Origin of the sequence: Nonomuraea sp. NPDC050663 (assembly GCF_044456985.1) — a bacterium.
GTDB lineage: Bacteria > Actinomycetota > Actinomycetes > Streptosporangiales > Streptosporangiaceae > Nonomuraea.
This window is the reverse complement of record NZ_JBITGL010000026.1, coordinates 71,592-90,968: the sequence shown is the minus strand read 5'-3', so window position 1 is coordinate 90,968 and position 19,377 is coordinate 71,592. Positions and strand designations below refer to the sequence as shown.

At 70.1% G+C, this 19,377-nt stretch carries 27 protein-coding genes; 26 read left to right on the top strand and 1 reads right to left on the bottom strand.

From position 1 onward, the window contains the following. The first annotated feature begins 1 nt into the window (after position 1). The 25 genes from ACIBH1_RS45735 to ACIBH1_RS45615 all read left to right on the top strand — a co-directional run bounded on the left by ACIBH1_RS45735 (position 2) and on the right by ACIBH1_RS45615 (position 17,632). Positions 2 to 1,618, top strand: coding sequence for a hypothetical protein (locus ACIBH1_RS45735; RefSeq protein ID WP_397320398.1), 1,617 nt, complete (start codon positions 2 to 4; stop codon positions 1,616 to 1,618). Between the two features lies 1 nt (position 1,619). Beyond that, positions 1,620 to 2,072, top strand: a complete 453-nt coding sequence (locus tag ACIBH1_RS45730; protein WP_397320397.1) for a hypothetical protein — start codon at positions 1,620 to 1,622, stop codon at positions 2,070 to 2,072. Between the two features lie 140 nt (positions 2,073 to 2,212). Next, positions 2,213 to 2,461 carry a hypothetical protein gene (locus ACIBH1_RS45725; RefSeq protein WP_397320396.1) on the top strand — a complete coding sequence of 83 codons (249 nt, stop codon included), beginning with the start codon at positions 2,213 to 2,215 and terminating at the stop codon, positions 2,459 to 2,461. After that, positions 2,436 to 2,861 carry a hypothetical protein gene (locus ACIBH1_RS45720; protein ID WP_397320395.1) on the top strand — a complete coding sequence of 142 codons (426 nt, stop codon included), beginning with the start codon at positions 2,436 to 2,438 and terminating at the stop codon, positions 2,859 to 2,861. The genes ACIBH1_RS45725 and ACIBH1_RS45720 overlap by 26 nt, the downstream gene beginning before the upstream one ends. An 11-nt stretch (positions 2,862 to 2,872) precedes the next feature. Beyond that, positions 2,873 to 3,256, top strand: a complete 384-nt coding sequence (locus tag ACIBH1_RS45715) for a hypothetical protein (protein WP_397320394.1) — start codon at positions 2,873 to 2,875, stop codon at positions 3,254 to 3,256. Continuing rightward, the gene (locus ACIBH1_RS45710; RefSeq protein WP_397320393.1) at positions 3,256 to 4,236 is read left to right on the top strand and encodes a hypothetical protein; all 981 of its coding nucleotides are present in this window, start codon (positions 3,256 to 3,258) and stop codon (positions 4,234 to 4,236) included. The genes ACIBH1_RS45715 and ACIBH1_RS45710 overlap by 1 nt, the downstream gene beginning before the upstream one ends. A 29-nt stretch (positions 4,237 to 4,265) precedes the next feature. After that, positions 4,266 to 6,227, top strand: a complete 1,962-nt coding sequence (locus ACIBH1_RS45705) for a hypothetical protein (RefSeq protein WP_397320392.1) — start codon at positions 4,266 to 4,268, stop codon at positions 6,225 to 6,227. A gap of 113 nt (positions 6,228 to 6,340) precedes the next feature. Next, a complete protein-coding gene (locus tag ACIBH1_RS45700; RefSeq protein ID WP_397320391.1) occupies positions 6,341 to 6,622 on the top strand; it encodes a hypothetical protein in 282 nt (93 codons plus the stop codon). After that, complete coding sequence (locus tag ACIBH1_RS45695) at positions 6,609 to 6,863, top strand: hypothetical protein (protein ID WP_397320390.1); 255 nt, start codon at positions 6,609 to 6,611, stop codon at positions 6,861 to 6,863. The genes ACIBH1_RS45700 and ACIBH1_RS45695 overlap by 14 nt, the downstream gene beginning before the upstream one ends. Beyond that, on the top strand, positions 6,860 to 7,156 hold the full coding sequence (locus tag ACIBH1_RS45690) for a hypothetical protein (protein ID WP_397320389.1): 297 nt from the start codon (positions 6,860 to 6,862) through the stop codon (positions 7,154 to 7,156). Before ACIBH1_RS45695 ends, ACIBH1_RS45690 begins: the two co-directional genes overlap by 4 nt. A 339-nt stretch (positions 7,157 to 7,495) precedes the next feature. Continuing rightward, positions 7,496 to 7,741 carry a hypothetical protein gene (locus tag ACIBH1_RS45685; RefSeq protein WP_397320388.1) on the top strand — a complete coding sequence of 82 codons (246 nt, stop codon included), beginning with the start codon at positions 7,496 to 7,498 and terminating at the stop codon, positions 7,739 to 7,741. 371 nt (positions 7,742 to 8,112) lie between these two features. Continuing rightward, positions 8,113 to 9,309: a hypothetical protein gene (locus ACIBH1_RS45680; RefSeq protein ID WP_397320387.1), complete on the top strand. Its 1,197-nt coding sequence runs from the start codon at positions 8,113 to 8,115 to the stop codon at positions 9,307 to 9,309. Beyond that, positions 9,309 to 9,629 (top strand): hypothetical protein, encoded by a 321-nt coding sequence (locus ACIBH1_RS45675; protein ID WP_397320386.1) that lies wholly within the window; start codon positions 9,309 to 9,311, stop codon positions 9,627 to 9,629. The genes ACIBH1_RS45680 and ACIBH1_RS45675 overlap by 1 nt, the downstream gene beginning before the upstream one ends. 493 nt (positions 9,630 to 10,122) lie before the next feature. Next, positions 10,123 to 11,079 carry a hypothetical protein gene (locus ACIBH1_RS45670; protein WP_397320385.1) on the top strand — a complete coding sequence of 319 codons (957 nt, stop codon included), beginning with the start codon at positions 10,123 to 10,125 and terminating at the stop codon, positions 11,077 to 11,079. A gap of 176 nt (positions 11,080 to 11,255) precedes the next feature. Further along, positions 11,256 to 11,768, top strand: a complete 513-nt coding sequence (locus ACIBH1_RS45665) for a DUF6011 domain-containing protein (protein WP_397320384.1) — start codon at positions 11,256 to 11,258, stop codon at positions 11,766 to 11,768. Between the two features lie 108 nt (positions 11,769 to 11,876). Next, positions 11,877 to 12,383, top strand: a complete 507-nt coding sequence (locus tag ACIBH1_RS45660; RefSeq protein ID WP_397320383.1) for a hypothetical protein — start codon at positions 11,877 to 11,879, stop codon at positions 12,381 to 12,383. After that, the gene (locus ACIBH1_RS45655; RefSeq protein ID WP_397320382.1) at positions 12,384 to 12,719 is read left to right on the top strand and encodes a hypothetical protein; all 336 of its coding nucleotides are present in this window, start codon (positions 12,384 to 12,386) and stop codon (positions 12,717 to 12,719) included. Further along, positions 12,716 to 13,027 (top strand): hypothetical protein, encoded by a 312-nt coding sequence (locus tag ACIBH1_RS45650; RefSeq protein ID WP_397320381.1) that lies wholly within the window; start codon positions 12,716 to 12,718, stop codon positions 13,025 to 13,027. Before ACIBH1_RS45655 ends, ACIBH1_RS45650 begins: the two co-directional genes overlap by 4 nt. Then, the gene (locus tag ACIBH1_RS45645; protein ID WP_397320380.1) at positions 13,024 to 13,443 is read left to right on the top strand and encodes a hypothetical protein; all 420 of its coding nucleotides are present in this window, start codon (positions 13,024 to 13,026) and stop codon (positions 13,441 to 13,443) included. Before ACIBH1_RS45650 ends, ACIBH1_RS45645 begins: the two co-directional genes overlap by 4 nt. Next, entirely contained in the window at positions 13,440 to 14,075 is a 636-nt protein-coding gene (locus ACIBH1_RS45640) for a hypothetical protein (RefSeq protein WP_397320379.1), read from the top strand. Before ACIBH1_RS45645 ends, ACIBH1_RS45640 begins: the two co-directional genes overlap by 4 nt. Continuing rightward, positions 14,075 to 14,662, top strand: a complete 588-nt coding sequence (locus ACIBH1_RS45635) for a hypothetical protein (RefSeq protein ID WP_397320378.1) — start codon at positions 14,075 to 14,077, stop codon at positions 14,660 to 14,662. Before ACIBH1_RS45640 ends, ACIBH1_RS45635 begins: the two co-directional genes overlap by 1 nt. 78 nt (positions 14,663 to 14,740) lie before the next feature. Beyond that, positions 14,741 to 16,087 carry a hypothetical protein gene (locus ACIBH1_RS45630; protein ID WP_397320377.1) on the top strand — a complete coding sequence of 449 codons (1,347 nt, stop codon included), beginning with the start codon at positions 14,741 to 14,743 and terminating at the stop codon, positions 16,085 to 16,087. A 104-nt stretch (positions 16,088 to 16,191) separates the two neighbouring features. Continuing rightward, on the top strand, positions 16,192 to 16,464 hold the full coding sequence (locus ACIBH1_RS45625) for a DNA-directed RNA polymerase subunit alpha C-terminal domain-containing protein (RefSeq protein ID WP_397320376.1): 273 nt from the start codon (positions 16,192 to 16,194) through the stop codon (positions 16,462 to 16,464). Positions 16,465 to 16,543: 79 nt separating this feature from the next. After that, the gene (locus ACIBH1_RS45620; protein ID WP_397320375.1) at positions 16,544 to 17,293 is read left to right on the top strand and encodes a hypothetical protein; all 750 of its coding nucleotides are present in this window, start codon (positions 16,544 to 16,546) and stop codon (positions 17,291 to 17,293) included. A gap of 60 nt (positions 17,294 to 17,353) precedes the next feature. Beyond that, the gene (locus ACIBH1_RS45615; protein ID WP_397320374.1) at positions 17,354 to 17,632 is read left to right on the top strand and encodes an HU family DNA-binding protein; all 279 of its coding nucleotides are present in this window, start codon (positions 17,354 to 17,356) and stop codon (positions 17,630 to 17,632) included. A 131-nt stretch (positions 17,633 to 17,763) separates the two neighbouring features. Here ACIBH1_RS45615 and ACIBH1_RS45610 read toward each other — a convergent pair whose 3' ends face one another. Then, positions 17,764 to 18,240, bottom strand: coding sequence for a hypothetical protein (locus ACIBH1_RS45610; protein WP_397320373.1), 477 nt, complete (start codon positions 18,238 to 18,240; stop codon positions 17,764 to 17,766). Positions 18,241 to 18,391: 151 nt separating this feature from the next. Here ACIBH1_RS45610 and ACIBH1_RS45605 point away from each other — a divergent pair, with 151 nt between their 5' ends. Further along, positions 18,392 to 18,640 carry a hypothetical protein gene (locus ACIBH1_RS45605; protein WP_397320372.1) on the top strand — a complete coding sequence of 83 codons (249 nt, stop codon included), beginning with the start codon at positions 18,392 to 18,394 and terminating at the stop codon, positions 18,638 to 18,640. Positions 18,641 to 19,377: the final 737 nt, after the last annotated feature.

The following is a 19,377-nucleotide window of genomic DNA, read 5'->3' as shown; positions in this document are numbered from 1 at the left end:
CATGATCCAGACGATCGCCGACCTGGTCGCCGACGTCAGCGCCTGGGCGCGGGCCAACCTGGTCGCCGCCGTGGTGATCGCGGTGGGCGGCCTCGTCGGCCTGGTCCTGGCGGTACGGCTGCTGCGGACGCTGAGCCGGACTGCGGCGAAGGCCTTCGTGCGGTACGTCGTGCCGCGCCCGATCGAGGACGTGCTCACCATCGTGGCCGCCTCGATCGCCACCGGCGTCTCCGCGCAGGGCATGTGGCGTTTCTCCGGCGACGTGCTCGGCCTCGACGGCCCGTTGCGGCTGCTGCTGTTCGCCTTCATCGAGGTCGCCATCGTCACCAGCGCGGTGCGGGCGCGCAGGAACATGCGCGACAACTACTCCGCGGGCCTGGACGGGATGGCCGTGTGGGCGCTGACCGCGCTGACCGCCGTCCTGTCGTCGCTCGACGCCCACAGCGTGGCCGAAGCCATCTTCCGCCTGGCCGCGCCGCTGGTCGCCGCGTGGCTGTGGGAGCGCGGAATGGCCATCGAGCGGCACCGCATCCGCGGGACCGGCCGCATCAACTGGCGGCTCACCCCCGAACGCCTCCTGGTCCGGCTGGGCTTGGCCGAGCCGAAGGACCGGACCGTGGTCGAGGTGGCCACCTACCGGCTCCTGACCCGCGTCGCCCTGGCCGCCAAGAAGGTGCGCAGGCTCCGCCAGAGCGAGGCGTCCGAGCGCAAGATCCGCGCGGCGCTGGCCCGCCTGGACAAGGTGATGGATCGGGCGGTGGAGTACGCCGGGCTGGCCAGCGACCCCGAGCGGCAGGAGCAGCTGCTGCAGCAGATCGCCGCGCTCTACAACACCGAGGCCCTGGTCGACGCCGACCCGCGCACCCCGTGGGTGGCCAAGCTCGACCCGCAGGCCGAGGAGCGGCGCAAGCTCGCCGAGCACCACATGGGGGTGCTGGCGGGCGTGAACGCGGGCGAGATCCACCAGCGCGTTGTCGACCACTCCGCCGCGGCGCTGATGAGCCCTGGCGGCTCCGGCCGGGATGGTGACAGAGGTCTGGGCGGTCCTTCCCTGCCGCCCATGCCCGCGCTTCCGCCCAGTGACAACGGCGGTGGCAACGGCGGTGGCAACGGGCCGCGTGACAACGGTCGCGGTGACAACCGAGGTGGCGGAGCGGGTGGCAAGACCGGTGACAACGCCGGTGGCAACGCTCAGCCTGTCAATGGCAAGGCCTCGGCTGACAACCGTCCGGCACCTCTGCCATCCCCTTCGCCATCCGCTCGTGACAACGGGCGGATGCCACGTGGCACGACCGACGAACGTGTCAACTGGCTGATCAAGCGGCGTGACACCGCTCCGGATGAGCCCGTGGCAGAGCTGCTGTCAGTCCTGCAGCAGAGGTACGCCATCAGCGCGCGCACGGCCTACCGAGTCCTGGAAAAGGCTGGCATCCCGCGTGACGGCGCTGACAAGAACTCCGCCACCGGCGCCGATGACAACACCGATGGCAGCGCCAGTGACACTGCCGATGACACTGCCGATGACACTGCCGATGACACTGCCGATGACACTGCCGATGACAACGGCCCGGCGACGACCGGCGATGACAACGACCCCCGTGACACCGAAGGACTTTGACATGACAACGCTCACTCACGCCCCGCGCCCGATCGAGCAGCGGATCACGATCACCGAGCTGGCGACCGGCGCACCCGTGGACTGCCTGCTGTCCTGGACGGCGGACGACCCGTGGTTCGTCACCGTCGAGATCGAGGACGTCGGCCCGCTGCTGTACGGCCGCGACGAGCTGGAGCGCATGACGGTCCAGGTCGTGCTCGCCGTCGACTGGCGGCGCGAGACCCCGGGCCCGAATCTGGTCGGCTACCCCGACGAAGAGCCCGGCTACCTGGTGTGGAAGCTCACCCGCGACGGCCTCGTCAGCGGCGAATACCGGCTCGACGACAGCGGCTTGGGCCTGTTCCTCGAGCGCACCTACACCGTGGTCGACGGGGGTCACGAACGCTTCGACGGCTGGGACGTCGAGCACCAGCTGTTGACCCTGACCACGCCCGGCGAATCTCACACCCCGTAACCGACACAGACGCCGGACGGCCCTCGCCGACACCGGCAACACCCCGCAAACCGGGGCCCAACGCGCGGGCGCGTGTGCGCCCATGGGCGCGCGAGGCCCACCATACCCGACGCTCCGTAATCACGGAAAGGACGCAGGTCATGCCACAGACCACCTCTCGGCGAGCCGCCAGGGAGGCCCGGTTCGCCTCGGACCGGGCGGCGGCGGGCGACCCGAAGGCTGCGCTGGACGTGGAGTGGCAGCGCGTGCGCGCCTGGCTGTCGGACCTGCACGACATCGACCCCGCCAAGGCCAGCAGAGCCCGCGAGCGCTTGGCCACGTACCTGAGGAGTGTCGGCGATGCAGCCGCTGAGGAAGCTGGATATGGACCCGAAGCAGCTGTTCGCTGACGACGCCGAGACCACGGCCAAGACCACGCCCAAGACCGGCGCCGAGCCGGACGAGCAGGTCGCCGACGTCTACCACCTGCGCCCCGGCACGCCGGCTCCGGCCGAGCGCGGCCCCGGCCTGCCCGCTCGGGCGCTGACGTTCGTGGCCGGGCCGGTCGCGCTGTGGGTCGGCCGGGACCGGCCCTCCTACCTGGCTCCGCCCGTGCGGTTCGTGGCCGAGCGGTGGACGCCGTCGTGGTCGCGTAAGAAGGCCGGGTTCCTGCTGTGGTCGCACCGGGTGCTGCTCCTGCTGCGCGCCGCGCTGTACACGCTGCTCTACCTGCCGTCGATGGTGCTGGTCCTGCCGGAGCTGCTGGCCGCCGCGATCATCGCCGCCCTCATTCTTCTCTTCCTCGTGTGAAAGGACCCCTCATGAACGGCCTGCTCGCAGGCATGGGCGCGATCACCATCCTGTCGCTCACCGTCGGGATCGTGTTCATCGCCAAGAAGGTCTTCCCGACCTTCACCGCCTACCTGATGCTCTTCGTCGGCTTCGGCCTGCTCGGCACGTTCCTGCACACGGTGCTGACCACCCTGTCTCGCGTCCACTGGAGCATCCCGGTCATCGGGCTGGGCGTCACCCTCGGCATCTGGATCGCCGACGTCAAGGGGAAGAACCACGTCGGCCGCAGCACGGCCATCGTGGCGCCCTTCATCCCCCTGTTCTTCGTGATCTTCCTCGTGTCGGCGTTCGGGATCGACACGCGCCCGGTGCTGGACCAGGTGCAGGCCACGATGAGCTTCCGGGGGCTGTGATGATCTCCGTCCTGCTGGTTCTCGCCGTCACCAGCGCCGTGTGCGCCCTGCTGTGGAAGCGGCCCGCCGCGCGGGCCGCTGCCTCGGGCGCGTGGCGGGCCGGCCGTACCACCGCGGCGGCCGATGGTAAGGCTGCCTACCGGGTCGTGCGCGGCGGCTACCAGGCCAAACGCCGCGAACTCCTCGACGGAAACCCGTCATGGAAGGAGCCGCGCCGGTGGCTGGCGGCCGCGATGGCGCTGCTGTATGGCGTAGGCGTCGCGGCCCTGTCGGTGACCGCGTTCCCGCTGGTCGGTCTCGCCATGCTGGCCCACATCCTGGTCGAGGCCGGGAAGGGCGCCCACCAGGCGCACGCCGAGTGGAAAGCGGCGCAGCCGATCGACGCCGACGTGCTCGACGACCAGCACGTCCCGTGGTGGGAGCGGGGCCGCAACGCCTGGAAGGGCTGGAAGAGCACCTTCAGCGGCGGCATCCCCACCGATCCGCCCGTCCCGCCTGAGACGCCCCGGACGTACGAGCCGCCCTTACCGCCAGATCCGCCCAAGCCTGATCCCCGCCCCGAGCCCGACCTTCCGTCCGCCCCCCAGCCCGACCCTGAGCACGACCCTGAGCACGCCACCACGCCGCAGGCTCCCCAGCCTGTCGCCGACCCCTCCCTGGAAAGGACCTCCGAGATGAGCTTCGCCCCCGAATTCGTCAGCTTCCCCCAGCTGGCCTCCGACCACTCCGCCCACTCCACCGACCTCAACGGCCTGGCCGCCGACTGCGAGGCCCTGATGGCCAGCCTCGCCTCCAAGTCCATGGGCAACAGCTCCATGTACGGGTGCCTGACCAAGGCGATGCAGGCCTACCGGGACCTGGCCGTCGTCCACGACGAGATCGTCTCCCTCGCCGAGGAGCAGATAGTCGTCATCGAGTCCCACGCGAACGTGGGCGGCGCCGACAACGTCGCCGACAAGGACGTCTACGAGACCGCCTGACCTGCGTCATCCCCGAGGAGAGGATCATCATGGTCGCCACCGACGCGCCGTCCGCTCAGGACTCGACGCCCGAGACAGCTGTCGAGCCCGCCGCCCCGGTCTACGGGGTGCGCGAGCGCCTGAGCCTGTGGGCCGGGCAGCACGCGCACGAGCTGACCATGGTGGTCCCCTTCGCGTGGCTGCTGTTCCTGCCGCTGGCCTGGACGCTGGCGCTGCTGCCGCTGCCTGCCTCGCTGGCCGCGCTGGTGGCCGCCGGCGTCGCGGCGTGGCCGCTGGTGGCCGCCGTACGGCTGGGCCGCGGCGTCGTGCGTGCGCTGTTCGCGCTGGTGTGGCTGGCGGTCGCCGCCTCGGCCGGGCCTGACGGGGTGGTGCTGGCCGGGGGAGTGGCGGGCTGGTGGTGGTGGTCCAGCGCCTGGTGGCGCGCCCGCCGCGTGCTGCCCGTCGAGCACTCCGCCGCGCCGCCCGCGCCCGAAGCGCCGCCCGCGCAGCCGGACCTCACGCCCGAGCTCGATCCGGAGGCGGAGGCGCGGGCCCGCCAGGCGCAGGAGATTCGGCATCTGCAGGAGCTGTTCACGCAGCGGCTGTCCGCGCCGGGCAAGGCGCTGGCCGGGACCGCCCTCACCCGGCCGGAGCCGATCGCGGCCGGGTACCGGGCGGAGATCCACGCGGTGCCGGGCGAGAAGACGTTCAAGGAGCTGCTCGCCCAGGGCGGCAAGTTCGCCTCCGCGTACGAGACCACCACGCAGCTGGCCGTGCTGGAGCAGGTCGCCTACGGCAACGACTCGCGCGTGATGGCGACCTGGCTGCGCGACGACACCCTGGCGCAGGTGCGGCGCTTCGAGGACGTGCAGCCGCGCATCCAGCCGGACGGCCGGGCGCACATCGGCTACTTCTACGACCTGCAGCCCGCGCACTGGAGCTTCTTCACCGCCTCGGGCGGGGTACGGCACGGCATCTTCTCCGGCGACAGCGACATGGGCAAGTCGCGGTCGGTGGAGTCCCTGACGGCGCTCGCGCACCAGTCGGAGTACCTGGTGCCGGTGATCATCGATCCTCAGGGCGGGTCGATGCCGGTGTGGAACGACGTGCTGCGCTCCGCGCTGGGCGAGGACGAGGCCTACGAGGAGTTGTGCCTGTGGGACTACGTGCTGCGCAAGCAGGTGCAGCACATCGCGCGCGTCCCGTGGGTCGACGAGGACGGCGACGAACGGCGCGGCAAGAACTGCTTGCTGCCTGGAGATCCCGACCTCGGCGGCATGCCGGGCGTGCTGCTGATCTTCGAGGAAGCTCCCGAGCTGCTGATGCACGAAGTGCACGGCAAGCGGGCCGTCGCCAAGCTGTCAGGTGGGGCCAAGACGTGGCGTAAGGGCGGCGGCGGCATCATCGTCGTTGCGCAGGCGCCTGACTCCCGCGAGCTCGGCGGCAGCGTCACCCTGCGCGCGCAGCTGCAGAAGAACGCGTGCGCGCTGCGCACGACGACGCCAGGTGCGGCCTACCAGATGGGCATCCCGCACGACCCGTCGACGCTGCCGCCGTACTTCAAGGACGGCACCCCCGCCCAAGGCCTCGCCTACCTCAACGGCGTCGACCAGCGGGCCACGATGATGCGCTGGCTGTACCTGGCCAAGCCGAAGCTGATCGCCCGCCAGCCCGCAGGCGCGCAGCTGCACCCGATCACCCTCGGGTTCATGCACGACTACCTCGACAGCAAGAAGGGCCGCGCAACCCAGCGCACCGCAGGCTCCGGGCAGACGCCGATGACCGCAGGCGACGCCAAAGCCGCGGTGCTCGACGCGCTGACCGCCGCAGGCCGGCCGCTCGAGGTCGGCGAGGTGATGCAGGCGGTGTTGCAAGCTCGGCCGACCGCGCCGCCCGGCGAAGTGCTGTCGGCCTTGAACCGGCTGTCGGAGGACGGCCGGGTCTGGCGCTCGACAAGCGGCGGCGCGGAGACGTTCACGTCCGTCGCCACCGTCACCACCGTGACCCAGTGACCCCCATGCGTTCTGACCACGCTGACCCCGCTGACCCCGCTGACCCCGCTGACCCCGCTGACCCCGCTGACCCCGCTGACCCCGCAACCCCCTTCACCAGAGAGGACCCTCGGATGCACATCGTGATCGCCACCGGCAAACCCCATCGGTGCGACAAGCCGCTGCTCGGATCGAGCTTCACCGCCGTCGTCGAGGCGCACAGCCGCGAAGGCCTGGAGGCGGAGGCGATGCGCCAGGCCGCCGACTTCTTCGGCGACAGCGTGACCTTGTGGCTGAACCCGTGCTACACCGCCCGGCGCAGCACCTCGGCGAACTTCCGCTACCGGGCGGCGATCGTCGTCCGCGAGCTCCTGCCGTCGACGACCGGCCAGGAGGTGCCCGGTGGCCAGGGCTGACGGGTGCGCCGACCTGCGCCAGGCGCGCGAGCTCCTGCAGGAGGCGGAGCGCGCCGCCGAGCAGTTGCCGGAGGGCGCGCACGCCCGCCCGGTGGCGCTCGCGCTGGCCGGCCTGGGGCACGCGGTGCTCGCCCAGCTGGCGGTCGACGTGCTGGCCGAGTCGGGCCGGGCGGCGTGCGGCAGCGAGCTGCACCGCGCGTGGGAGTCGTGGCGGGACGAGACCGGGATCCGGCTGCGGTGAAGACGCTGACGTCGTGGTTGGGCGTGCTGGCGTGGCTGGGAGCCGCGCTGGCGCTCTCGCCGCTGTTCGCCGGGCACCTGTCGGAGGCCGTGGTGGTGCCGGTGTTGTGGGCGGTCGTCGGCCCCCTGGCGTGGGCGGTGACCCGCTCGCGGGTTTCGGTGGGCCCGCTGATCGGGCTGCTGTACCTGTCGCTGCGGTTGACGGCCGTGGCCTGGAGCGGGCCCGGCCTTGCCGCGCTGGCGGCGTTGGCGCTGGTGGTGGCGCTCGCGTGGCGGACTGTGGTGGTCAGGTGAGCGCGGGGGTAAGCACGGGGGCGAGCCGCGTCGTCACCGAGCGGACTTGTCGAACAGACGTTTTGACGCGATGCGTGTCTGGACTACGCACGGTCCGAAACGTGCGCTACGGTGTTGCTGTTGCAGTACCGCGCAACAGCGCGACAGGCGCGACAAGGGGTGAGTCGTGCCGCTGGAACCCCTCCGGTTCACGGCCACGCGGCAACACCAACCCCACGGGTCACGATGACGGGGCAAGGAAGGGGCGCGATGCGATGATCAGATGCGCTCCGAGTATTCACGCGACACGCCCGCGTGATCCTAGATTCCGGGATCTGCCATGCGCCATGATTAGCGACCATGAGCGGACGTATTCGCAGGAGCAGCGGCCGGGGAGTCCCTGGGCCGCCCAAGGTGGTCATCGCCAAGCACCCGCAGTCTTGGTCCGACCCCGAGCTGTACAACGCGCTGAAGAGTCTCCAGGACGCCTGGGGCATCCCCTTCAGCCACGTCGTCGAGCGCGTGTGCGCCCAGGCCCTCCTGGAGCGCGAGCCGATGACCGTACCCCAGCAGCTTCCGCTCGACGAGAGCACCGTGGCCGCCTAGCCGTACGGCAGGCGCGACCGGAGGAGGAGAACCCCTAGACAAAAGGAAAAGCCGCGCAGTGCGCGGCTCCCCGAGGACGTGACGATCCACTAGATCGTTCGGCTCCCAGATGCTTTGGCCGGCGGAGAGAGCTGAGCGACGAAGACGATCGTCCGGCGATATTCACCGACGAGGCTGGCTGCCTTGTCGGCCCTTGTTATGCACCCGTCTGCGGAGACGGACCCCTGCGCGGAGGGCGGCTTTGTGCTGCCTCCCACACGAGAAAGGTGATGTCACCATAACACGCCGCCCTGCGGCGATCCCAGCATGCCCGGACTCAGCTTCTGCGGCGTGTCGGACAGTCGCGCCCAAAACGCCCCTCGGGCGGCCTCATGCCTAGGCCGCCCGACACCGCAGGCGCCGAGACGCTCCCCAGCATGGAGGAGCAGGTCAAGCGCCTGAAAATCCTGAAGGCCGTCCCTTCCGGGATGCGCCGTACCCGTTCGCAGCTGGAGTTCAAGCGGGCCGTGAAGGAGAACCCGGCCGCGCTCGCGCTGCGCTGCGACGCCTACGACAGCCTCCTGCGTGTCGCCGGAAAGATCGCCGACTGGGCCGACTGGACCACCTTGTGCTCGCGCCCCACGGAGGAGCGCCTGGCCGACCAGCTCGGCCTGAGCCTGTCGACAGTGAAGCGGCGGGTGCGCTGGCTGCGCGAGCACGGCCATCTCGGCACCGTCGAGAAGGGCTCCAAGCTCGCCAAGCGCGCCGCGTTGTGGGTGCTGTGCGTACCCGACTCCGAAGGTGCGACAGACCCGGGCGTCGACCCCGGAAGCAGTCCGGAGCTCACTCCGGCTCAGGGCGCTGACCAGGGCGCTGACCAGGGCGGATGCACAAGTGACCCTCCTTCTGGGTTTCCCTTTGGTGGTGGTGCGAGTAATCCAACGCGGACGCGCGAGGATCGTCCTCGCAGGCGTGATCCTGAACGCATCTCGCCGACCTGGGGCCTGCACGTCACGCCCAGGACGAAACGCGACATGCTGGCAGCAGCCCAGCGGCTGCGCACCGAGTCGTCGACCCTGGCACGCCTGTCAGCCTGGTATCTCCGATGGCTGCTCAAGGCCTTCTTCGTCGCAGGCTGGACACCCGCCGACGTGCTGCACGCCCTGGACGTCAAGGGCGACGACAGCCGGTGGACCTACACCTGGAGCACCGCCTCGCAGCTGCGGCACCTGCCCGGCTGGATGCGCTTCCGGCTGTCGGCGTGGCTGGAGCGCGGGATCCCGCTGCCGTCGAAGTCGCAGCAGGCGGCTGCGCTTCGCGACGCGCAGCGTGCGCAGCAGCGCGCCTGGGCCGACCTCAACAACGCCATGGCGGAGGCCTCGGCCGCGGGCCCGCGCCTCCAGGCGCCTCGCATGAGCAGGCAGGAGGCGCTGGCCACCGCCCCGGCCTGGTCACCGGCCGCGTCCGTCGACGAGCAGGCGCTGCAGGAGGCGACCGGCAGGGGAGCGTCGCTGGCGCGCCAGCTGCTGACCGAGCGCGGCCTGCCCACCGTCAACGCCATCGCCTCCCGCTGGGCCAGAAGCGCGTGATGGCCGAGCAGCGCACCCTCCCGGAGCTCGGCGTGAGCGGGCTGAGCGGCGTGGCCTTCCTGTGCAAGACGAGCGGTCGCGGCCGCCGCTGCGAACGCGTGGAGCTCGACGTCGCGCCGAGCCGGCAGGTGGCGGGGGAACCGCCGCCGCCACCTCCTCGCCGGCGAACGGCGACGGGCGGCGAGTTAGGTCCGGGGTGGCGGTGCCTTGTGCCGGGCTGCTACACGAAGGGCAAGCGGCAGCGGGCGCGCTCGGGGCCGGAGGCGATGGCGGCGTTCTCCCAGCACTACCGGGAGATGCACGCTGGCAGCAGCCGGTGAAGCGACACACGCGACATGTTCGGGATGTTTCGCATTTACCTCGTAAAGGGCGGCGGACCGCACAGCTTCGGCCGGACATGGTGTTGCGGCCCCTCCCACTGGTGCTCCCCCTGGTCGGGGTGCTCTTCACCGTCGTCGAGGGCTGTAGCCGGTGGTGCCGTCCGCGGGGGAGCGGCGAAAAGCCAGGCTGAGCCAGGCGTTGCCCTTTACGGCGTATATGCGAAACATCCCGAACATGCGCTGTCTGTCGGTCCTGTGCGAACGCGTGTACGAGTCACCGACAGAGATCACGCCTGGTGAGGCTGAGGCGCTCCGAGAGCGGTCGAAGGTCCGCAGGGGACTCTAGGTATAGGTGTAGGCGCGAAAGCGTCTCAGGGAGCGTTCTGGAGCGTCGAATGTGCGACGTGATCAGGCATATTGTGTATGGTCGCCTATATCTATAGGATGCTCTTAGGAAGTAACCAAGATCACCGATCGAAGATCAGGAGCGGACATGACCAGCACCACCGCGAGCGACACCAAGGGTCGCCTTCCGGCTGGCGTCATCCCCACCCCGCGCCAGGTCGCGGCCGACGCGCCGACCGTCCAGCACGCCCTCGACGCCATCGTCTGGACCTACACCGCGCACACCGGCGGCACCTTCCACGTGCCGCAGTCGCCCAGCCCCACCTTCGCCGACGACGACGTCAGCGACTACGACAGCAACCACGCTGGCATCGTCGACACGGCATCGTTCCTCTACTGCGAGCTGGCCCGCCCGGCAGGTGGCCCGCAGCGCTACGCGGACGACGCCACCTTCGACGACATCACCAGCGAGGACCGGCCCGGCTTCCTGAACAGCGTGATCATCCTGTCGGCTGACCTGCGCATCGGGCCCGACGACCACCTGGCTCCCTTGACCGTCGCCGAGGACGCGCTCTTGGCGGGCGCCAGCGTCGACCACGTCGTCGAGGCGCTGTGCTGGGCGCTCGCCCAGCACATGCAGGTCGCCCACCACCCGTACATCCCGGTCGAGCAGGTCCAGTCGTGGATCACCGAAGGGCTGAAGGAAGGCGCGCCGGTCGACCTCGCGCACGGTGCCACCTGGGAGGAGATCGCGGAGAACGCCGTCGACGAGCTGCAGGCCAACCTGTTCGACTGCACCCTCTTCGACCTCGCACGTGAGGCGGGCGCCGACACCGTGACCGTCCGGCTGGGCCACATCGTCACGGCGAAGGCCTCCGACTGCATCGAGCACCTGCAGCAGCAGGACGACGTCGAGGTGGAGCGGATCGACCCGTTCGCGATCGTGGCCGGGGAGTTCCGGGACCGGGTCGCCTTCGCGCGGACCTGGGTGGCCGACCACACCCGCCACAACCTCGACGACGGCTTCACCTTCGACAACCTGGCCGAGGAGGAGGCGGCCGAGATGCTCGCGGCGGCCCGCGTGTACGCGTGCCCGCCGTTCTAAAACCTAGCGGTAACACTACGTTTTCACTACGCGAAGGGCCGGACGCCCACCAGCGTCCGGCCCACAGCAACTACCCCGTAGCCCATGCCCCCGCGAAGGGGGTCGGTACGTGATCAACCCTAACGCACCCAGAACCCCTCATACGCCCGCAAAAGTCCGCCCTTCAGGAGGCAGCAGTGGCCACCACCACGTTCAAGCCCGCGACCGAGCCGCAGATCAAGTTCTGGGAGAAGCTGCTGGAGAGCCGGACGCACCCGTTCACGGAGGAGACCCTGGCGCCCGTCCGGGAGGCGATCGAGCGCGGCGAGCTGCCCGCCGCGACCATGCGCCTGATGATCGACTCGCTCCAGGGCATGCCGTGGAAGAACGCGCGCACGTTCGTCGCCCCGGGCTTCTACCGCTACACCCAGGACGGTGAGAGCGGCGTGTGCGAGGTGCGTGAGAACCCGCACAACAAGCGCCGGATGGCGTTCACGCTGCATCTGCCCGAGGACGGCGGCCAGAAGCTGGATCGCCGCTACGCCAAGGGCGTGATCGCCACCCTCACCGACGACGACCGGCTGTCGATCGAGGAGGCCGCGGCCTGGGGCAAGCAGACCGGCTACTGCATCTGCTGCTACGCGCTGCTGACCGACCCGAAGTCCGTCGCGCTCGGGATCGGCCCCGTCTGCCGCAAGAAGTACGCCTGACCATCTCCCCGCGCGGCGGGTCCGTCCTTTGGCCGGGACGGACCCGCCGCACCCCCTGACCTCCCTGCACTCCCTCACTCCCGCCCAACCCACCGAAGGAGCCCGCCCGTGGACATCACCTACTGCGAAGAGACCGGCTGCAGCTGGTACGTGCTGCAGTCGTCGCCCGGCTCGTCGTTCCAGACGGCCACCGTGCGCCGCCACGTCTACCGCAACCTGCACCGCTGGTTCGTGCACGGCGCCGACGACAGCGTGCTGCGCGAGTACCTCGGCCACGTCGACGGCTGGGTCGGCAAGCAGGCCAAGTTCTGGGAGCTGCTCAACAGCGACCCCGACCAGTACCGGCTCATCGTCGGCAAGCGCCCGCTCGTCCAGGCCGTCCACGCCGCCGGAAGCAACCCCGGGCGGCCGGCCGAGGGCGCCGTCATGGACGACGGCGGGGCGCTGACGTGCTCGTGCGGGAACTCGCCGGAGGCCTCCGGCTTCGAGACCGCGCGCAAGGACGGCACCCGCTGCGAGCCGGACGACAGCTGGGGCGGCATCTGGCGGTGCAACTCCTGCCTGCTGGTGATCGACGCCAGCCGGATCGTGTTGCCCGTGCTGCAGGAGCAGTAGATGCCGCAGTTCACGCCCAACCAGGCCGCCCGCTCGATCCTGCGCCGCCTGGAAGAGGACGGCTGGACCTGCACCCCGCCCGACGCCCCTCACCGGTCGGTGTGGGCGGTTCGCCTGGCCCGCGAAACCTGCTGGCTCGGCGTGCTCCAGGTGTCGGCGGCCAAGGGGCGGGCCCTGCGCATCTCGCTGCTCTGGCACCCGTACGCCGGCTCCACTCGCGGCCTCGACGAACGGCACGCCGAGGGCGCCCACGACATCCGAGCCCTGATCGGCCAGACCACCCGCTGGGGCTGGCAGCCCGCCATCCTCACCCAACCCCGCAAGGAGGCGTCATGAGCCTGTACCCGCCGCTGCCGGACAACCCCACCTGGGCGGAGCTGGTGCCGGGCGACCGGCTGGAGTTCACCACGAGCGCCAGGCCGGGCAAGCCGAGCCGCACCTACACCTGGGAGATCACCGGTGCCGCCCGCCCGGCCGCCGGCAAGCCGTACCCCTACGACGCGATGGTCGACATCCGGGAGCACCTCGGCTTCCAGGAGCCGACCGACACGTCGATGACCGTGGAACTGGCCGGGAACCCGGGCCGGTCGGCCCTCGGCTCGATCGTCGTCATCCACCCGTCGCCCGACCGGGACAAGCCATGAAGCCCAGCACGTTACGGCTGCGCGCCCCGGCCTGCGGCTGGACCGTCCAGGACGTCAGCACCTGGCACTCCGTGCACATCGCCCGCGACGACTGGACGATCACCGTCGTCTTCTCGCGCGGCGGGGGAGAGGCCCCGCAGGAGGCGACCATCGTCAAGCCGGGTGCGGACGGCCCGGCCCCGCTGCCGCTGAACCAGGTCACCACCTACCTCCACGGCAACCGCGCCGACATGGCGCTGTTCCGGATCGGCGACGGCGTCATCGTCGACGACGAGCGCGGCCACGTCACCGACATCACCCCCGAGCCGTTCCGCGACCGGCACCCGCTGCCGGTCCGGCTGACCGTCCTGCTCGACAACGGCAAAACCATCACCCCCTACGTCACCCGCGCCACCTGCGAAGGAGCAACCCCATGACCATCGAGCTGCCGCCGCTGTACGGCACGCCGGAGGCCGCCCGCGCCTGGGCCGCCTACGACGCCATCGCCGAGTCGCGCGTCCTGTGGGTGCAGGACACCTACCGATCCTTCGTGCGTGCCGATGACGTCGCACACCTGGCCGGGCCCACGCACATCGACGACGCCGAGGTGGACATCTTCCCTTCCAACGCCTCAGACACCTACGTTCTGGCGCCGGAGGAGCGGGCCCGCTGCAGGACGTCGCTGTGCCTGGCCGGAACCGTGTGCGACCTCAACGGCGGCCGGTGGCTGTTCACCATCGACCCCTTGGGCCATCCGCTGATCGCCGGGGCCCCTGCCAGCTACTTCGACCTGGACCATGAGGCCGAGTCCTACCTGCTGGCCGAACCCGACGACAACCCGCTCGCCATCCGCGACCGCAGCGGCCACCGCGTGATCACGGCGCACAATCGGGCCAGCAGGCTGCTCGGCCTCGACGACGACGGCGACGCCCACGACCTGTTCTCGGGCAGCAACCGGCTCGACGACCTGCTGCAGAAGGTGGAGCGCACGTACGGCCCGCGTCCCGCGAGCACGAAGCCGAGCACGACGGGGAGCACGACGGGCACGACGGAAAGCCCGGTGGCGTGATGATCGACTTCATCGTGTCACAGGTCATCGGCTCGCTCGTGGCCGACCTCGACAGCGTCACCGTCCGACGAGACCGGAGCCGCATCCTCGTCGGCGACGCCCGCGTCGTGTGGGACCTGGCCGCCCTTCCCGACATCCCCGAAGAGGACGAGGAGCCGACCGGCCGGCTGCCGGGCGTGGAGACGATGGTGGGTGACGGCACCTGGATGTGGCATCGGGAGCTGCGCCCGCGCCTCCTGGAGCAGACCGGCCGCTACGACCTGGCCTCCGCGTGGAGCGAGATGTACGGCGACCACCTGCGGGAGGTCGAGTACTACGCCCGCATCGACTGGTCGACGTGGAGCCGCGACGGCTCCAGGGTCGGCGTCCTGCAGTACGCGCCCGTCGCCGTGAACGACGCGTGGCTGAGCCGCGTCCACCGCACCTATCCGGGCCTGGTGTTGTACGGCATCGACCCGTGCATGCCGCTGGCGGTCCGCGCAGGCGACGACGGCCAGGTGGTCGGGTTCGTCGACCCGAACGTCCTGCCGCCCGTGGAGCCGGGCGTGCTGGACGCGATCTCCAGCTCCATCCTCGCCCCCGCCTAACCCCGTCCTGAGCTGGTCCCCGCCCGAGCGGGGACCAGCGCCTATACCTAGCGCAACCGCTACGCAGAAAGGCTGTCGATGTACGGCACCGTGAAGACCCCGCCCGCGATCAAGCCCACGACGGGCCGCGCGGCGGCCATGACCGACGACGAATACGCGGCCTGGCGCGAGGAGCAGACGACCGGCGCGCTGAGCGTGCTCGGCTACGCGGCGGGCACCGCCTTCCACCTGGCCGCCAACCCGCACCTGATCGACGTCTTCCGCCTGTACGCCGCCCAGTTCTCGCACTACAACCTGCGCAACAAGCTGCGGCTGTTCGGCCAGGACCCGCGCGCCACCCGCGTCCAGGGCGACAAGTGGTGGCTGCGCGAGGGCCGCCAGGTCGTCGAAGGCGCCGCGCCCCTGTGGGTGGACGCCCTCTACACGGGCAAGCGCACCAAGGAGGTCACCGACAAGCGGACCGGCGAGACCGAGCAGGTCGAGGCGCAGTACCGGGCGGTCGTCCCGCAGCAGGTCTACGACATCACCCAGACCGTGCCCGTGCCCGACACCAAAGGCCGCGGCTGCATGGTGTGCACCACCCCAGCAGGCGAGCCGTGCCCGCCCTACTGCGGCATCTACCTGAGCGAGCGTGGCCGCATCCCGAGCCGCATGCAGGTGCTGCTGGAGATATTCGACGTGCTCAAGGAGTACGGCGGCGTCGACGTCGAAGGAACGCTCGCCCAGCTCGGGCCCGACGCCTACGAGGAAGGAGACCAGGTGGACGGCACCACCCTGGAGCTGATCAAGGTCACCATGAGCAACGGCAGGAAGACCACCCGCCGCGTGCACGTGACCGGCCCCGACGACAAGGGCCGCATCCGGTACGCCGTCCTGAAGGTCGGCGTGTTCTGGATCTCGCTCGACGAGCTCGCCTACGACCAGAACCGGCGCGGCACCAGCGTGCGCGTCCAGTACGGCGACGACCCCGAGCCCGGAGATGAGCACCGCTGGGCGATGAACCACGGAGAGAAGGCACGCCCGTACGCGCCCGTCATCAACGGCGTCACCCTCGCCGGCTACGGCGTGGCCAACGCTGATGAGGCCGACGACCCCGGCTTCTGGGTGAGCGTCGGGCGGCCGGGACGGTATGGCACCGGGCGCGTGCCGGACAAGACGGAGAAGGCGGCCCGGCAGATCGTCGCCCAGCTGGTGAAGCTGTGGCGGGAGCGGCCCGACCTCGACAAGGTCAGGGCGGCCCACGACCGTTTCCACGCGCCGCACCGGCTGGCCAACCACGAGCACGAGGCGGAGAAGATGCGCGCCCTGGCCGAGGAGTACGGCGCCAAGCTGCTCGACGCGCAGGAGAAGGCCGCCGCGCAGCGCGCCCTGCTGGCCGCCGAGAAGGCCGCCGAGGACGACGAGAACGCCGCCGCCGCGGTGTGAGGGGTCGAGCCCGGCCGTATCGGGCTCGACCCGTCCCTGATCGTACGGCTCGCGCAGCGAGCGCGAGCCGTACTCCGCTACCACGAAGACCTGAAAGGACACCGATGGACGCCACCGGCAAGCAGACCGTCGCCGAGCTCGTCAAGGCGACCGGGTTGCCCCTGAGCCTGCACGTCAACGACGTGCTCGACGCGATCGAAGGCGGCAACGGCACCCGCGCCCGCAACTGCCTGGCCCGAAACGACATCACCACCCTGGAGCACCTGCAGCGCGCCGACGACGAGGGGCTGCTCGACATCCGCAACTTCGGGGAGCTGTGCCTGAAGGAGGTGAAGCAGGTCCTGGCGCGTCGCGCCGAGAGCACGCCCAACCGTTAACGCCGTTAATACCAGTAGATCGTCTACATATCGGCTCCGCCGTACGGCGGAGCCGACCCCACCAAGGAGAAGACCCCGCATGTCCATCACGCTCAACGCCCAGCTCCCCGTCGAGCTGCTCAACTCCGCCGTCTACACCGACCCCGACGCCGCCCACACCTACGCCACCACCCGGCGCGGCAAGCGCACCAACCTGCACGTTCCCGCCTGCCCGACCGTCTCCAGCCAGCCGACCGGCGAATGGAGCGGCAGCGCCTCCGAGGGCGACGGCGGCGCGACCTCGGGCCGCTTCTGGGCCGACTGCTGCATGCCCCACCGGGTCGCCCACGTCACCCTCCCGGACGGCACCAAGCGCTACCGCCCGGCCGGGCCGATCGGCAGCGACGACTACGAGGGCCGCGCCGTCTACGCCGAGTGGGCCGTCGTCCGCCGCAGCGACAGCGGCCCCTGGCAGGTGCTCGCCTGGGCCAGCGACCCCGACCAGGCGGACAAGCTCGCCGGCGAGCTCGACGCGCCGGTCCTGGTGCACATCGGCCAGGGCCTGATCGCCCGCAGCTGGCTGACGGGCGTCGACATGCTGGAGGAGCGTCTGCAGCTGCACGGCATCACGTCCACCGCCGTGGCGTTCGGCGAGCACAGCGCCCGCCTGCACTTCACCGTGGGCAAGGAACCGATGATCGTGACCGTCACCCCCGGCACCACCGGCCTGGCCTCCTTCGCGCTGCTCAACGTCCCCAGCAAGGCGAGCGAGGAGACCACCATCGAGCAGTGGGACGACGCGGACGGCCTCATCGAACGCCTCCTCCAGCTCAACAAGAAGAGAAAGTAGCGGAACCGCTAGGTTTTTCTTACCGTCTATCAAGACAGACAGAAGGCCGAGAGGAGACCCTTGAACCAGACACAGCTCGTCGCCGAACTCGCCGCGCGCCACAACCTTCCCAAGCCCGCGATGCAGGCGATCGTGTCCGACCTGTTCGACACGATCCAGAACACCGTGGCCGCGGGCGGCGAGGTGTCCATCCAGAACTGGGGGAAGTTCACCGCCACCACCCACAAGGCGGGCACGGCCCGTAACCCGAGGACCGGGGTCGAAGTCCAGGTGCCTCAGCGCAGGCGCCCCACCCTGCGGCCCGGCAAGGGCTTCGTGGCCGCCGTCAACGGCCAGTAGCTCGAGCGCGCCTTCGCGGGGCGTGAGCCGTACCGCCAGCACAGCGCTGGCGCGGACGGCTCACGCCCCCTGGTACGAACGAGCCAAGCCAGCGCGAGGCTAGAGAGTCCTGTGACCGTCGCCCTGCCCCGTCACCGGTTCGGCTCCACCTTCAGCACCACGTACCCAGCCGCCCCGCGCTCCAGGCGCAACCTGTCGAACAAGGCTTCGTTGGCCGAGTCCAGCTTCGGGTTAAACCCGTCAGAGCTTGGCTTCATGGCTGACGAAAACGGCTCAACGTAGATGGTCTCGGGTCTGTGGGCCGACTCCATGCTCACAAAGCCGGTAGGCCCGCTGTCCTTCCAGCCGCGTCGCTCCAGTGCCTCGACGACCTGGCCGAACGCGTCACCTTCTGCAGATCCGCCGTCGAGGATGAGGACCACAGAAATGTCGTGCTCGCCGTCGTAGTACCACTCATCCGTCGTTTCTGCGACAACTCTTCCCAGCGTCCGTAACTCGGCCACGAGACCGGGATCTACACGAGCTGTACTCGTCCACAAACCGCTGCAGGCCGAGACGAGCACCATCGCGAGAGCAACCCCAATCCATCGACCGCCCCTGGCGACCATGGCGCCACTGTAGCGGCCGGACGCACCCAACTGAACGAGCCGGTGCACCTCAACCAACGAGCCGACCGGCTCGCCCCTGGCGGTTCCCGGGACAAACTCCACCCACAGGGGTAGCGTCCGCTGCACTCATCCCCTCGCGAAAGGGCGCACCATGGGCGACGCACCCGACCTGATCCACCACCAGGTGGCCCCGCTGACCCTCGGCCAGCTCCGCGAGCTCACCAGGGACCTGCCCGACAACCTCATCGTCACCGTCGTCCCCTCGGTCGGCCCCGGCCGGCCCGGCGACCAGGAGCAGGCCGTCACCCACGTCGGCCCCGAGTACGGCGGCGCGCCGCAGGGGCGGCTGACGCTGCTGGCCGACTGGCCGCCCGGCGACTACCACCGGGCGCCGCAGTGATCCCCCGACGCCCTCCGACTCAGGCGGAGGAGCGCGGGACCGGCTCCGCCCGCATTGGGAGTCTTGCGAGGGCTGTCGCGTTGGCCGGCTCGCTCCGATACCGTGCTGTACGGCGGAAGCACCCGCTTTTCCACAGTCAGCTCCAGCCCACGCGGTGAGGCATCGAGATGGATGTGCGGTTTGTCCATGCCAGGCTGACGACCTCGCCTGATCATTGGACATCCAGACGCTCGGCGTGGGAGCGCTGACGTGGCCACCAGAATGCCGAAGGGCGGCCCGCAATGGCGCGCACGAAACAGATATCTCAGAAGGCGGCATCGTGAGGGCGGGTACCGAGGCAAACCTCCTCCACCATGGACCTTCTCTGAAGCAGTCGGTACAGCTGGCGACATAACAGTCCGCCTCGGCCGCCTCGCCCTCGGGGTTCCGCCGCTACTGCTGCTCTGGTGCCTGCGCTCGAAGGTTCGCACGTGGGTCCCTCTTGGGTTTCTTCTCCTTATCGCAGGCATCGAGACAGTGGCCGACACGGGTCCAGCCGCGGCCGTAGTCGTCGTCGTCTCTGCCATTGCGGTGTTGTACGAAGTCGTGGCCCGGCTTCGGAAGAAACTCGAAGCCTGGTGGAACGGCGACTCCGATGGGTGATGGCTCCCGACAGCTGCCCGCCTCTTCGGATACTGCCACGCGTTAACGGCGTTAATACTCCGCTTCACGAATAGATCGTTGAGCAGAGTATTAAC

What these genes read in the sequence shown, in the direction of transcription:
- ACIBH1_RS45735 (WP_397320398.1), top strand. Translation starts at nt 2, where the DNA reads ATGATCCAGACGATCGCCGACCTGGTCGCCGACGTCAGCGCCTGGGCG.
- ACIBH1_RS45730 (WP_397320397.1), top strand. Translation starts at nt 1,620, where the DNA reads ATGACAACGCTCACTCACGCCCCGCGCCCGATCGAGCAGCGGATCACG.
- ACIBH1_RS45725 (WP_397320396.1), top strand. Translation starts at nt 2,213, where the DNA reads ATGCCACAGACCACCTCTCGGCGAGCCGCCAGGGAGGCCCGGTTCGCC.
- ACIBH1_RS45720 (WP_397320395.1), top strand. Translation starts at nt 2,436, where the DNA reads ATGGACCCGAAGCAGCTGTTCGCTGACGACGCCGAGACCACGGCCAAG.
- ACIBH1_RS45715 (WP_397320394.1), top strand. Translation starts at nt 2,873, where the DNA reads ATGAACGGCCTGCTCGCAGGCATGGGCGCGATCACCATCCTGTCGCTC.
- ACIBH1_RS45710 (WP_397320393.1), top strand. Translation starts at nt 3,256, where the DNA reads ATGATCTCCGTCCTGCTGGTTCTCGCCGTCACCAGCGCCGTGTGCGCC.
- ACIBH1_RS45705 (WP_397320392.1), top strand. Translation starts at nt 4,266, where the DNA reads ATGGTCGCCACCGACGCGCCGTCCGCTCAGGACTCGACGCCCGAGACA.
- ACIBH1_RS45700 (WP_397320391.1), top strand. Translation starts at nt 6,341, where the DNA reads ATGCACATCGTGATCGCCACCGGCAAACCCCATCGGTGCGACAAGCCG.
- ACIBH1_RS45685 (WP_397320388.1), top strand. Translation starts at nt 7,496, where the DNA reads ATGAGCGGACGTATTCGCAGGAGCAGCGGCCGGGGAGTCCCTGGGCCG.
- ACIBH1_RS45680 (WP_397320387.1), top strand. Translation starts at nt 8,113, where the DNA reads ATGCCTAGGCCGCCCGACACCGCAGGCGCCGAGACGCTCCCCAGCATG.
- ACIBH1_RS45675 (WP_397320386.1), top strand. Translation starts at nt 9,309, where the DNA reads ATGGCCGAGCAGCGCACCCTCCCGGAGCTCGGCGTGAGCGGGCTGAGC.
- ACIBH1_RS45670 (WP_397320385.1), top strand. Translation starts at nt 10,123, where the DNA reads ATGACCAGCACCACCGCGAGCGACACCAAGGGTCGCCTTCCGGCTGGC.
- ACIBH1_RS45655 (WP_397320382.1), top strand. Translation starts at nt 12,384, where the DNA reads ATGCCGCAGTTCACGCCCAACCAGGCCGCCCGCTCGATCCTGCGCCGC.
- ACIBH1_RS45650 (WP_397320381.1), top strand. Translation starts at nt 12,716, where the DNA reads ATGAGCCTGTACCCGCCGCTGCCGGACAACCCCACCTGGGCGGAGCTG.
- ACIBH1_RS45645 (WP_397320380.1), top strand. Translation starts at nt 13,024, where the DNA reads ATGAAGCCCAGCACGTTACGGCTGCGCGCCCCGGCCTGCGGCTGGACC.
- ACIBH1_RS45640 (WP_397320379.1), top strand. Translation starts at nt 13,440, where the DNA reads ATGACCATCGAGCTGCCGCCGCTGTACGGCACGCCGGAGGCCGCCCGC.
- ACIBH1_RS45635 (WP_397320378.1), top strand. Translation starts at nt 14,075, where the DNA reads ATGATCGACTTCATCGTGTCACAGGTCATCGGCTCGCTCGTGGCCGAC.
- ACIBH1_RS45630 (WP_397320377.1), top strand. Translation starts at nt 14,741, where the DNA reads ATGTACGGCACCGTGAAGACCCCGCCCGCGATCAAGCCCACGACGGGC.
- ACIBH1_RS45625 (WP_397320376.1), top strand. Translation starts at nt 16,192, where the DNA reads ATGGACGCCACCGGCAAGCAGACCGTCGCCGAGCTCGTCAAGGCGACC.
- ACIBH1_RS45620 (WP_397320375.1), top strand. Translation starts at nt 16,544, where the DNA reads ATGTCCATCACGCTCAACGCCCAGCTCCCCGTCGAGCTGCTCAACTCC.
- ACIBH1_RS45610 (WP_397320373.1), bottom strand. Translation starts at nt 18,240, where the DNA reads ATGGTCGCCAGGGGCGGTCGATGGATTGGGGTTGCTCTCGCGATGGTG.
- ACIBH1_RS45605 (WP_397320372.1), top strand. Translation starts at nt 18,392, where the DNA reads ATGGGCGACGCACCCGACCTGATCCACCACCAGGTGGCCCCGCTGACC.